This window comes from Bacillus sp. (in: firmicutes), assembly GCF_031983925.1.
GTDB lineage: Bacteria > Bacillota > Bacilli > Bacillales > Bacillaceae_G > Bacillus_A > Bacillus_A pacificus.
This window is the reverse complement of record NZ_DALYZR010000011.1, coordinates 77,851-91,484: the sequence shown is the minus strand read 5'-3', so window position 1 is coordinate 91,484 and position 13,634 is coordinate 77,851. Positions and strand designations below refer to the sequence as shown.

Annotated in this window: 10 protein-coding genes; 9 read left to right on the top strand and 1 reads right to left on the bottom strand. The window is 33.3% G+C overall.

Annotated features, from left to right (window positions below):
- Positions 1 to 428 precede the first annotated feature (428 nt).
- The 8 genes from RTP99_RS23170 (at position 429) to RTP99_RS23135 (ending at position 10,573) form a co-directional block, all read left to right on the top strand.
- Positions 429 to 1,262, top strand: a complete 834-nt coding sequence (locus RTP99_RS23170) for a heteromeric transposase endonuclease subunit TnsA (RefSeq protein WP_001129185.1) — start codon at positions 429 to 431, stop codon at positions 1,260 to 1,262.
- A complete protein-coding gene (locus tag RTP99_RS23165; protein ID WP_000615931.1) occupies positions 1,259 to 3,451 on the top strand; it encodes a Mu transposase C-terminal domain-containing protein in 2,193 nt (730 codons plus the stop codon). The genes RTP99_RS23170 and RTP99_RS23165 overlap by 4 nt, the downstream gene beginning before the upstream one ends.
- Positions 3,448 to 5,115, top strand: coding sequence for an ATP-binding protein (locus RTP99_RS23160; RefSeq protein WP_000008637.1), 1,668 nt, complete (start codon positions 3,448 to 3,450; stop codon positions 5,113 to 5,115). Before RTP99_RS23165 ends, RTP99_RS23160 begins: the two co-directional genes overlap by 4 nt.
- Positions 5,116 to 5,118: 3 nt before the next feature.
- Positions 5,119 to 6,867 (top strand): TnsD family Tn7-like transposition protein, encoded by a 1,749-nt coding sequence (locus RTP99_RS23155; protein ID WP_000955036.1) that lies wholly within the window; start codon positions 5,119 to 5,121, stop codon positions 6,865 to 6,867.
- Between the two features lie 31 nt (positions 6,868 to 6,898).
- Complete coding sequence (locus tag RTP99_RS23150) at positions 6,899 to 8,500, top strand: Tn7-like element transposition protein TnsE (RefSeq protein ID WP_000445074.1); 1,602 nt, start codon at positions 6,899 to 6,901, stop codon at positions 8,498 to 8,500.
- A gap of 399 nt (positions 8,501 to 8,899) precedes the next feature.
- Entirely contained in the window at positions 8,900 to 9,331 is a 432-nt protein-coding gene (locus RTP99_RS23145) for a hypothetical protein (RefSeq protein WP_001124401.1), read from the top strand.
- Complete coding sequence (locus RTP99_RS23140) at positions 9,328 to 9,882, top strand: hypothetical protein (RefSeq protein ID WP_000973553.1); 555 nt, start codon at positions 9,328 to 9,330, stop codon at positions 9,880 to 9,882. Before RTP99_RS23145 ends, RTP99_RS23140 begins: the two co-directional genes overlap by 4 nt.
- Positions 9,883 to 9,898: 16 nt before the next feature.
- Positions 9,899 to 10,573 carry a hypothetical protein gene (locus tag RTP99_RS23135; RefSeq protein ID WP_000431117.1) on the top strand — a complete coding sequence of 225 codons (675 nt, stop codon included), beginning with the start codon at positions 9,899 to 9,901 and terminating at the stop codon, positions 10,571 to 10,573.
- Between the two features lie 169 nt (positions 10,574 to 10,742).
- On the opposite strand, the gene RTP99_RS23130 is transcribed toward RTP99_RS23135, so the two are convergent.
- Entirely contained in the window at positions 10,743 to 11,033 is a 291-nt protein-coding gene (locus tag RTP99_RS23130; protein ID WP_000103019.1) for a hypothetical protein, read from the bottom strand.
- A 554-nt stretch (positions 11,034 to 11,587) separates the two neighbouring features.
- On the opposite strand from RTP99_RS23130, the gene RTP99_RS23125 reads away from it, so the two are divergent.
- The gene (locus RTP99_RS23125) at positions 11,588 to 13,546 is read left to right on the top strand and encodes a S9 family peptidase (RefSeq protein ID WP_001101059.1); all 1,959 of its coding nucleotides are present in this window, start codon (positions 11,588 to 11,590) and stop codon (positions 13,544 to 13,546) included.
- The last annotated feature ends 88 nt before the right edge of the window (positions 13,547 to 13,634 follow it).

The following is a 13,634-nucleotide window of genomic DNA, read 5'->3' as shown; positions in this document are numbered from 1 at the left end:
GATATAAATTATGCGAATAGAAGCCTCAAAAAGGCTTCTATTTTTTATCCACCTTTTCATGATGTACAACTATGTTGTCACCAAATTTGTTTTTTGATATCGAATTAATATACATTGTGAATAACTATATTGTCATTATATTGAAATTGAGACATAGAAAATAAAGCGTAGAACGCCTCTTAATGTACAACTATGTTGTAACAACACAATAGTGTTCCATTAAAAAAATGTATTAGACTATAGAAAAAAGTATTAGACTGTTAAAAAAAAGTATTAGACTCGATTTAATTGTCGATAATGGTATCTAAAGTAGTAGGTACTATGGGTTAAAGGCTACCTATTTATGCAATATGAACTAAAAGGTTACCTATTGCATAAATAGGTAGCCTTTTTTATTTACCATTAAACAGTCAAATGAGGGATTCATTGTGGCAAAACGAAAGTATGAATGGGATGCAAAGAAAATTGAAAGATATATTAAGCAAGGACGTGGACAAAAAGAAGGGGAAAATTATAAACCTTGGTTGTTAGCACAAGATGTACCTTCTATTGGAAGAGATGGCCAGCGTGAAGGCTGGAAGACGGGGCGTAATCATCACCTTTTATCTGATCTAGAAAGCGATTATTTTTATTTGTTAGAGTGGTCTAGTACAGTAACTGACATTAGAGAGCAGTTTCCTTTACTACCTATTGAAGAAACAGTATCTATAGCTGAAGGATTAGGAATTAAACATCCCAATGATAATAAAACGAAAGAAATTGTAGTGATGACTACTGATTTTATCATAAATGTTGATTCAAAAGAATTTGTAAGGACATTAAAATATGCAGGTGATTTAGAAAATGCTCGCATAATAGAGAAATTAGAAATTGAAAGGGAATATTGGCAGCGGAGAAATATAGATTGGGGTATTGTGACGGATAAAGAAATCCCCAAAATATTGTGTGAGAATGTGAAATGGGTTCGTAAAGAGTATCACAATTCGGATGTCTCGAAGTTAGGTTCTTTTATTGTAGAGAGTATAGAAAAAATTGTTTATCAGCTTATCCAGGATGAAATAACTCCTTTATCTATTGCTACTTCACATACAGATGATCGTTTGGGATTGGAACCAGGAACTTCACTAGCTATGATAAGGCATTTTATTGCAAGAAAAAGATGGATTGTTAATATGAATGAAAAGATTGTTCCATCTCTTCCACTAAAGGGCGTTTCGATTTCTACAAACAGTGACTATAAGAAAGTAGAGGGATATCAATGATACAGCAATTGGCAGTGAATACAATTATCCAATGGATTGATAGTAGTAATTCTGATGTTGTTCAGGTAGAAAGAGTGCTCTGGATTGATGCAATAGGTGAACAACTTGTTGTTATAGCCCTTAATGATGTTAAGGCGTTACCTACATTAAAGAGTAGTGAAGAATATGTAGAAACTCATTCAGGAAAGCAATTTAAGATAATTGAGTGGATTGATAAATTTAATCTCCCTTTAGAAGAACGTGATGCATTACCAACAGCTTATTTAGAGAAGAGAGATGAAGCGTGGGAGGTTATAAAACATTTAGTCAAAGATGAGCCTAGTATTTATAATCCGAGATTACGTGGGGTTATGATTCGTGAGTTACAAGAGAGAATTTCTGTGCATAAAAGTACGATATATCGGTATTTAAGAAGATACTGGCAATCAGGCAAAGTAATAGATTCTTTAATACCGCATTATAAAAACTCTGGGGGGTATGGAAAAGAAAAAAGTAGTGGCGAAGTGAAAAGGGGAAGACCAACTAAGGTAGTAGAAGAACTCGGTGGAATCAATATAACAGAAGGAATAAAGCATAGCTTTCAAGCTGGTATTTCTTTATTTTACAATACGAAAAACCAGCCTAATATTAAACGGGCATATAAAAAGACAATGGCTAAATTTTTTAATATTGGTTTTAGAGTAGAAGGAGATGAGCAGATCCCTATACTACCTCATAGAGAACAATTACCTACTTATGAGCAGTTTTATTATTGGTTCCGAAAGAAGCAAGATTTAGAAAAATCTTTACAGGCCAGGGTAGGAAAACATGCCTTTAATTTAAAACATCGGCCAATTTTAGGAAGTTCAACAAAGGAGTCTTTTGGCCCAGGTTCACGATTTCAAATTGATGCTACTGTTGCGGATATATACTTAGTGAATGAATTTAATCGCGAGTGGATTATTGGAAGGCCAATTATTTATATAGTTATGGATGTCTTTAGTCGTATAGTTACTGGATTTTATGTAGGTTTAGAAGGGCCAAGTTGGGTTGGAGCTATGATGGCTTTGCTTTGTACATCAATGGATAAAGTTAAGTTTTGTAAATCTTATGGAGTTGATATTAATCCAGAAGAATGGCCAATTCATCATTTACCTGAAATACTTCTTGCAGATAGAGGAGAGTTTGAAGGGCTTAAGCCTAATGGATTAAGAGACTCTTTAGGGGTCGATATTGAATTGGCTGCACCTTACCGAGCAGATTGGAAGGGAGTTGTAGAGCAACAATTTCGATTGCTAAATTTGAGGTCAATTAAGTGGATACCAGGTGCTGTTGAAGCACGAAAACGTGAACGTGGTGCGCGAGATTATCGTTTAGATGCAACATTAACACTAAACGAGTTCACACAAGTTATTATTCATTCAATTCTATACCACAATAACTCACATTACATGAAAGGTTATGATCGAAATCAATTTATGGTGGCTAATGATGTACTACCTATTCCAACAGTTTTATGGAAGTGGGGAGTTGAGTATCGAAATGGTCGGTTGAAAACAGAAGCAGAAGATATTGTAAAGTTGGCTCTTATGCCAAGAGGAACAGCAACTGTTACTCGCTCTGGAATTATTTTTAAGGGGATGTCCTATTCTTGTAATTTAGCTATACGTGAACAGTGGTATACAACAGCTGGATATAGAGGGAGTTGGAAAGCCCCTGTTGTGTATGATGTGCGAAATGCTAACGAAATTTATTTATTATTAAACAACGGTAGGAGTTTTGAGAAATGCCATTTATCTAATAAAGCAGAGAAGTATTACAATAAACGTTTTGAAGAAATAGAAGAATTACATGTCTTAGAAAGACAACTTGATAAAGAGGGAGCGTATAACAATTTAGTATCTCAAATTGAGCTTGATACAAAGGTGGAAGCAATTACAGAAAAGGCGATGAAAGAGACTCAAACAGCTATCGAGAATAGTGATTTAAGTAAAAATAAACGCTTAAAAGAGATTAACAAAAACCGAAAAATGCAAAAAGAAGAAAATCGTAGGACGGAAGCATTTGTTTTAGGAGAAAATGGGCAGGAACAGAATAAAGAAACTGTCTCGCAATCAGTTCAGGGGGAATCTATAGAGTATGTGGCACCTGCTGAAAAGATCGATAAATTAAAGTCTATTTTAGCTGAGTTGGATGGTGAACATGCATGAGTTTCAAAAAGTTCTTGTTAAAAGGTACTGTAATGGCTGCGGATTATAAAAGGCAGCAAATTGAAGACTATCAAGGAAATCCATTAATAGAGGCACTTCCTGAAATCTATAGTGAAACAGAGGTAATTAAAAAATTAGCGAATCGGCCTTTATATAAAGAAGAAGAGAAAACGTATCCTTCACATTTAAGGATGCATATGGTGCAAAGGGTTTATAGGGATTTTTTTCAACCGTTATCTATCCATTTAGAAGTAGAACAGAGGGTATCTAGAATTATTCGTGATGGATATTTAGGAAGAAGTCCATTAACACCTAACTATACTTATAAAGTACGGAAGGATGCTTATCATTTAATTACAAATGGTAGAGATGCTGGAAGTAAGGTTTTGAATGCTAGTTCATCAGGATTTGCCATTGTCGGGATATCTGGAATTGGGAAGTCATCAACATTAGAAAAAGTGTTAAATATGAATCCGCAAGTTGTGATACATACAAGCTATCAAGAACAGCCGTTACATTTGTATCAAGTTGTTTGGTTAAAGATGGATTGTCCACATGATGGTTCTATTAAAGGCCTATGTTTGAATTCTTTAAGTGCTATGGATGAAATTTTAGGAGGAAACTATTATAAGAAACATGGTGGTGGACGGAAGACGGTTGATGAATTACTTCCTATTATTTCTCAAATTGCGGCTGTGCATTGCTTAGGTGTTTTAGTAATTGATGAAATCCAAAATTTAAACGAAGCGAAAAGTGGTGGAAGTGCAAAGATGTTGAATTTCTTTGTACAACTGGTTAATACAATTGGTGTGCCGGTAATATTAATTGGTACGTATAAGGCCTCATCAATTTTAGACGGCGAATTTAGAAATGCAAGACGAGTGTCAGGTCAAGGCGATCTAATTTGGAGCCGAATGCAAAATGATGATGAATGGGACTACTTTTTAAAGGGGTTATGGTTATATCAATGGACGAGCACATTTGTAGAATGCGATGAAGATTTTAAAGAAGCCATGTACTATGAATCACAAGGAATTAGTGATATCGCAGTAAAACTATTTATGTTAGCTCAGTGGAGATGCATTGATACTAACAAATCACATATTACACCTTCTATCATTAAATCTGTAGCAAGGGACCGATTACAATTACTTCAGCCGGCTTTAAAAGCGTTACGAACAGGAATAAAAGATGATATCGAAAAGTTAGGTGATATCTTCTCGAAGATGGAAACAGTAGATCTCTTAAATGAAATAGAAGAGAAGCTTAAGCAAAAAGATCGATTAGAATTGCTGAAGCAAGAAATGGATTACAATACCTATGAGCCATTGATTCAAGAAGTGGGAAAATGGTTAATTGAGGGTGGCATAGAAGAAGTAGTAGCTTCTCAATGCGCAAAAGATGTAGTAAGTGAAAACTTAGATAAATTAACAAAAGTAGACTTAAAACAATTAGCACTTAAGCATGCCCTTTCAAAGTTGAGGAATGGTACAGCAAAAAGTAAACCAAAAATAAAGAAGTTAAAAGCTACATATAAAGAAGCTGATGATTTGAGGTTGATTTATTCAAAAGCGAAAGAGAAGAGAATTTTAAATTATGATGCTTTAAAAGTAGCTGGGTTTATAAAACAACTTGATGAATTTTTAACAGGACAGGGTGGGTAGAATATGCTAACATTTTTTCCAACTCCTTATCCTGATGAAATATTATATAGTGCTTTTGCGAGATATCATATGAGAAGCGCTAACAGTTCTATTAAAGATACATTAGATGATTTGTTCGGTAAAAAGACTGTAATCTCAACAATTGATTTACCTAGTCACCTTTACAGTTTATGTAACAGAATATCCCCATTACATTCTTCCATTACTCCAGAAAAGCTACTAGAAAAACATACGTTATATCCTTTTTATTCTCCTTTTTTACCGGCCAATAGAGCACAACAACTTAAAGAAATGATGATGGCCGATAATGGACAGTCCATTCACATGATGAAGGGGATCATTGCAGGCTCAATATGTACAAAGCATTCTTTATATTACTGTCCAAGTTGTTTTACTGAGGATTTGAAACAATATGGTGAACCATACTTTCATAGAATACATCAAGTACCAGGGGTATTTGTGTGTTCAAAACATAACGTGTGGTTACAACCTTTTAAGAAAAAGGATTCCTTCAACAAACATGAGTTTATAGCGCTTCCTTTGACTGTGACCGATTCTTTAAAGTATGAAGAAATAAGTATATCAAAGAAGACAAGAAACTTGTTATTTCAAATAGCAAAAGATATTGAATTTCTACTAGAACATGGGATAGGCGAGAATTTATATGAAGCAAAAACAATGTATTTGAGCCAGTTAACAAGACAAGGGTTTGTTACAGTAGGAAAAAGGATTAAACAAGAACTTTTACATGAGCAATTTCAATTATTTTATGGGGAGGAATTATTAGATTTACTAGAATGTTCAATTGAAGGGCAACACAATTGGTTAATGTTTATTGTTAGAAAAGCAAAAAAAGCAATTCATCCTTTACGTCATGTATTAATGATGAGATTTTTATTCGGAACAGTTCAAGATTTTAAGTTGGAGGATACGTATTCAAATCCATTTGGCCATGGACCATGGCCTTGTTTAAACAAGGCAGTAGAACATTTTGGTGAAATGGTTATAAATCGGGTTTATATTTCAAGATGCTACAATACTAAGCGGCCTGTTGGAACATTCTGTTGTTCTTGTGGTTTTATTTATTCCCGGACAGGCCCAGGTCAATCTGAAACAGATGTATGTAAGATAGGAAGAATAAAGGCTTTTGGCAGTCAATGGTATGAAAAGTTAAAGGAGATATCTCAACAAAATATATCATACCGAGCAATAGCAAGAGCATTAAATGTTGATGTTAATACGGTAATTAAATATTTAAAGTTGATTGAAGCTGAAAGACTACAAGATCAGATTGAGAAAGAAAAGAATTTATATGTAAGGTTACAAAGAACGGAAACGGTTAATGAACCGGAAAGAATAACTAAACAGAGAAAAATATCAAGTGCTGTAAGAGTTGATTGGAAGGAAAGGGATTTAGTTTTAAGTAAGTTAGTGGAACAAGAATGTCAGAGAATATGGCATAATCAAGATGAGAAGCCTGTACAAATTACATCAACAAGAATTGGGAAGATATTAGGAAAAGAGGCGTGGTTTCAACATTATAAAAATAAATTACCGTTAACGATGGAGAATTTAAATCTGTATAAAGAAACAATGGAAGAGTTTCAAGTAAGGCGAGTAAGGTGGGTTATTAAACAACTAAAGCTGCAAAATAAGGTGTTAAGAAAATGGGAAATTGAGCGTTTAGCAGGATTAAGGAAAAACTACAGTTCCCTAGTGTACAATGAAATTATAAAAGGGATTTCTTCTTAAATGTTTTATCGGGGAATGGGGGAAATGTACAATGGAGAGTTTACAGTTTAAAAAGTGGCCATTTCAAGAAGATGAGCGAATAAAGGTACATTGGTTTCGATCACCATATCGAGTTGAAAATAAAGAATGGGTATTAGACGTTATATTGCAACGAGAAGATCGAAGTATTAAGAAAAGGGCAACAATACCTTTTGGATCATTACCATGGTTACGTCTAGGACAATACATAGTAAATGGAAAACCATTACGTGAATCGGAAGGATACATAAAAAACATTCAAATGTTAAATGTTGATGAGGGTAGCATAAAACCCGCTGTGCAATGTATCCCGAAAAATTTATACTTATTGCAGTATCCAAAGAATTATGATGAAAATTGTTGGAGTGTTACTTATGGGGATAAATTATTAGTGATTCCTTGTATTGAAATAGCAAGGGCTTTATTAGCACCTTCACGTTTTTTGGCAAATGCTCTTATAGATCCCGTTGGATTACAGTATTTAATTGATGAAGTTGAAGAGCATGGTAGAGAATTAATATTAAAGCTAAATGACAGCATTCCGAAATCATATGTTACTAAAAATTTAATTAACCATTTCATTTGGTTAATGTATAACGAAAAGGCAAATGATACTTGGCATCATTTTTATAAGTCTCTTTATAATCCAGAAGATTCCCTTCAGCAAGGAAATAGTAAGGTACAGGTTAATATGCCGTTATCCGGAACCTGTTCTTTAAAAGTAAGATGTAGGGAAGTAGGTAATGTAATATTAGTATTAGAAATTGTAGAAGCTTCAGGACTTTACCACCCGTTTAAAAAGGTAACTGTAGAACATGGTGGAAAAAAAGTAATAAAGTTATATGAAAAAGATGAAAAAGCTACAAAAAACACCAAGACCTCAATTGATAAGAAAGAAGGAGTCTTAGATGACTCACTTTCACCCTCATTAAATGAAAAAGTTACTTCACATGTTAAAGTAAAATCTACAAAATTAAAATTCACAACAAAACCAAATGTTGAAATATTAGATAGCGATAAAGTGGCTACAAAGCGAATAGGTACAGATGCAGACAATGTTGAGAAAACTGCTTCCAACATTGTCACAACAGTTCAAGCATCTAGAGGTGGAAAAGTAAAACCTGTAGAGTTTGAATCCCTAGAGGTAGAGTTTGAAACAAAGGATAGCGGCCTCGAAGATTTTATGAATGCTGTAAGACATTTGATTATAAATAATGATATAAAAGTCCTAGATATTCAGATTGCTGATTTACCGGGGGATTTGGGAATCAGCTTCATTACGGAGCATGTAAGAAGAAAGTTTATGTATGTACTATTAAAAGTTGATGATGAAAGGGAAGTTTTACTAATTGAGATGGGGCGACCAGATTATAAATCAATTTCTACTTTGGTGGTTGTGTCTAAGCAAAGTAAGAATTTTGAATCACTTCATAAAAAGTTAGTGTGGAGGGTTATTCATCTATTAATTGATAATCGAGGTTCGTGGAATAGAGAGAAGCTTAATCAAGATAGAATGTATAACTTTTGTTTTATGAAGCACACAAACGGAATAGCCAAATTCTGGGGTGAACGTTTAGGAAAGAGGATTAAGGGGTTACAAGAAAATAAAAATTAGTTGTATTGTTTTTTAAATTTTTCTTCTAGATTTTCTATCGTGTATTCAAAGGGTGATGATTTTTAAAATCATTCAAGATAATTGAAAAGGCTACACAGATATGAATAAAGCTAATTATGAACTGTAGGCTATATTTTGAGGAGAACATTTAGTTGATACAAATTAAGGTATGTTTAATGATAAGTAGGGAAAAATGAATAAGATGTGGAAGAATTAAGATAATTAAAAGATATAAAAATCATATATTTTTTCATGATTCGACAAAAATCGCGTTCTGTAAGGTATAATATAGGTAGTAAGAAGTATAGGCTTTGCGCATTTCAACTTTTAGAGGCACTTTTTAAAAAGGTGTTTTTATTTTTATTAAAATTTAGACAAGTAATGATGGAGGTATTTATAATGCCTAAGATTTCAACTTTTATGTATTCAGAAGGCGCAGTAAATGAGACAGTACCGAATGGACAACGACTTCATATCGTTGCACCTTTACTTATTTTTACGCCCATGTTTATTCCTGGCACACTTTCTTTTTCTGTTTCCATGGGGATAATAGGTATTGATGTGGATAAAGATCATATTTTCCAATTTAAGTTTAAGACACCTGTAAATGGTGAAGCGCCATTAATTGATACTGGTGAAATAAACTTTCCGAGAGTAAATGATCCGAGTATATATGATTTACCACTAGACATGAGAGGTATTATGTTAAACTTTGGATTTCAAAATGTTGTCTTCAGAAATGAGGGGACGTATATCTCTGAGGTATTTTTAGATGGAGAAAGTTTGGGAGAATTCCCAATTAATGTTAAAGGGAAGGAGAAGTTACAATGATGATAACAGATCCTATCATAAGTTATCCAAGTAACTCCGTTGATAATTCATTCACTAAGTTTGCTGTGAAATTCCTAGCAACAGGCACTCTGGTTGCTAGTTGGGGATTAAGTAATGTCTCAAGTGTTTTGAATTATACTGATCGATCTTCTAAAGAAATGGAAAACTCATATGAAGGAGTAATAAAATATTCCAATGGGAATGAAATTCAAATTAATCCTTCCGTAGAGAATAGAAAGATCAGTCATCATTTAATTAATGATGGAATAGATTATAGTGTAACGAATGAAATTGCAGATATAATGTTTTGGACGGATACAACTAAGGAGGCGATAGTTCTGAAATATCAAGGACCCCCTCTCTTCGAATATGAAAAAACAATTCACAGCAAAGTAATCAATGCAGGATTTTTAGAACCAGAATTAAACGAGGATTTTGAGTATGCTACTTGGGATGAAGTTGAGGATATTAAACACGTATTTAAATTTGAAAAACAAGTTAAGAGTAAAGTCGTACATGGCGGGGATTTTATATTCCCTTCGTTAGACTGAGAAAAAGGAATATAAAATGGAAAATAATTGGTACGAAATTATAAACCCTACAGAGAATATTTCCCAAGGGGATATACTTTTTAATTGTCCCCTATTTGTCCCTATTTATCCTAGTGATGATTTAGATGCTGCAGACTTTGATAAAATTGAAGAACGTGAATTGACAACAAATATATATAGAGCAAATGTTATTATTTTGAACCAAGCATGTGATCTTGAAGTAAGAGATGGACAGGATTCCCCTAAACTAAAAACGGTTTTAGTTGGAACTCTTCAAGATGTTAGAAAAAATGAAGTAGGAAAAAATAAGTTAGCTCCGATTGCGAAATTGGAAAAACCTCAATTGTTTTTATTAGAACCGTCAAATGGACCGATTAAAATGGGTCATCAAATAGTACACTTTGATGCTCTTGCATCTTTACCTTGGAAATTATTAAATACTTTTGGTAAAACACAAGGGCAAAGATTAAGAGTAAAAAGTCCTTATATTGAACAATTGTCGCAACATTTTGGTAGCCATTTTGGAAGAGTTGCACTTCCTGAAAATCGTGAAGAAGAGCTAGGTAAGTATTTTGCAATAAAAAATGAATATGAAGAAAAAAGAAAAAAAGGTAATTACACCAAAATGTGGAAAGATTTATCGGAAGATGAAGTATTGACGATGATTGAAGAATTAAAGCAAAGTGTATAAAAAAGACCCTTCTTAAAAATGAGAAGGGTCTTTTTATATTTACAAATCAACTATGAAATGTAATGCAGCTAAAAAATACCACCTTTTTATTATATAAAAGGTATTGAATTGTTTACATGTAAAGAAAAAACGGTAGCAATTGTGATTGAACTACCGTTTTATTATATTTTTAGTTTTCATATTCTCCTTTTACTCGATAAGACTTAGCTGTTCCGTCTTCATATGTAACTCCAACAGCATAAAAACGGTATGTATATTTGCTAGCATCGTGGTTGTCAAAACCAAATAATTTAGATGTGAAGCTTATCTTATTAATTCTTTTTCCTTCATGTTCTTGCAACACTGCTTTGGTATGTGCTTTAACCTCTTCACTAACTTGATTTACATCTGATGAAGTGTCTGTAGCTTCAAAAGCGTTTATGAAGTTTGTTCCATCTTCATAAATAGTGAATGTAGACATATTATCACTCCTAGTTTAGTTTGTAATTGTATTTTATATTTAAATTTTAAATTATTTTTAAAATTTTGTAAAATGGTAATGCGTTTTAAAAATTATTATTAAATACCCACATGTAATTGGATCAGATTTATAGGGATTCATGTAGGGTTTTTGTTCTAGTCTAATACTTTATTCTATATTATTAGCGGGGGGATAGAAAAAGTTTATGTACTAGTCTAAGACTATTTTATTAAATGAAGTAGTTATTACAATACAGGAATGTTGCTGCAACAGTGATATTAGTCTAAAACATTTTTTTAATCAAACATATAGTTATAGCTTTAAAATAAATTTACAAATTTGTCCCCCTTTTAGATATTGTATCTAAAGGGGGATTTTTGTGTTAAAAAGAACATCTAAGATCGATAGGAGAAAGTTAGGATGCCCGTACGCTACTAAAGTACTACTTTATTTTATCTGAATTTTTAATTATCATTTTAAGTATTCGTGAACAATTTCCTTTATTATGAAAAGAAGAGGGGATAGATTACTAGGTATTACAAGGGGGCTTATTAATGAACGTGAAAGAAAAAACATATTTAAGTATAGAAGAGATTATTTCATTACCAACCTTATCAAGTACCAATATAAGTGATGATGGCAAAAACGTAGCGTTTATTAAGAGGATAGCTAACTGGGAAGACAATACGTATAGAAGTCATGTATGGATATATGAAAAAGATAAAGGGCAAAGTTATCCATTAGCAAATGAGAATATAGATAGTACATGCCCGTTATGGTCTCCAAATTCCAAGGATATTGCATACCTTAGCCCTGTTGATAATGGGAAAAATCAAATCTTTGTTAAGTTACTAGATGGTTATGGTGGGGTGCAAATTACTCATGAGGAAGAAGGGATTAGTACATTCAAATGGGATCCTACCGGTAAAGGTTTTTATTATATTACACAGTCAAAAGAATGTGAGGAAATAAAGAAACGTAAGGAGCTATATGGAGGTTTTCAACATGTAGGTAAGGAACATCAAAATAATTGTTTATGCTACATTGAAATAGAAAAAGTGATACAAAATGATAAAGAGGAACGAGAGATTAACGGTGTTTATCAATTAACGGATGGTAAGGATTTTTATATCCATGACTTTGATATTTCAAATGATGGGAAAAAGGTTGTATGTATGGCTACACCAAGCCTAAACGATCATATGAATGGTGATCTATATATATTAGATGTTGAAGCTGAGGAACTACAAAAGATGAATGTAGATAGGTTGTTGGGCGGGAGCGTTTGCTTTTCTCCTGAGGGCAGTAAAATGTGCTACGCAGCAAGCATAAGAGAGAAGGAGTATTATAGAAACCATATACAAGAGAGTACATTAGAGATATATGATATGAATACTGGAGAGGTGATTCAGCCCTTAACAAACTTTGATAGTACGGTTATGCCATTACAGTGGACAGCTAAAGGAATTTTAATTAGATGGCAGGATAAAACGAATTATCGTATTGGATTACTAGCTGAAGATGGCACTGTGAAAGCATTAAGCGACAAAATAGATGGCTTTATAATGGATGCTTCTATAACAAGAGATGGAAATCATATAACCTATAATAAGGCTATAACAAATGAAACTTTTGAAATCTATTTGGATGATAAAAAAATAACGAATGAAAATAGCTTTTTCGACGGGAAGCTTAAAAGTAACAGGGAAATCATCTCGTGGAAAAATAGTGATGGTCTTGAAATAGAGGGTATTTTATCAATCCCAGTAGAGTTTGACGCAAATAAAAAATATCCTTTATTAGTAGTAATTCATGGAGGTCCGGCTTGGGCATCCTTCCCGATATTTTCAGACTGCTTCAATGAGAAATATCCTATTGAACAGTTTGTTGAAAAAGGCTTTATCGTTTTAGAACCAAACTATAGAGGAAGTTCTGGTTACGGTAATGAATTTTTAAAAGCAAACTATAGAAAACAAGGATTTGCTGATTATGATGATGTTATATCTGGAGTGGATGCACTAGTTGAACAAGGGATTGTAGATAAAGATAGAGTAGGAGCTATGGGATGGAGTAACGGAGGATATATATCAGCTTTCTGTTCGACATTTAGCAGTAGATTTAAGGCTATTTCAGTTGGAGGCGGAATTACGAACTGGAGTACCCATTATGTAAATACCGATATCCCTTACTTTATTAGCATGTATTTAGGAAATAATCCATGGAATGACCCAGAGATATATAAGAAGACATCACCAATGACATATATTAAATCAGCCTGTACGCCTACGTTAATTCAACACGGAGAAAAGGATGTAAGAATTCCCATTACAAATGCATATGAGCTATATGAAGGATTAAGAGAAATGGAAGTTGATACAGAATTAATGATATTTAAAGGAATGGCATATAGTTCTGATCAGCCAGGAATGAATGTAGCTATTATGAAGCAGAACTTGATGTGGTTTTCACATTATATTCTTGGGGAAAGTATGGAGGGATTTCGTACTATATAATGGATATTCGTACAGGGATTTTTCGTTGTGTAATCGGGTCAGATTGTTGTAAACTGTATGCAAACCGTTATGATTATAAGGAAACGTA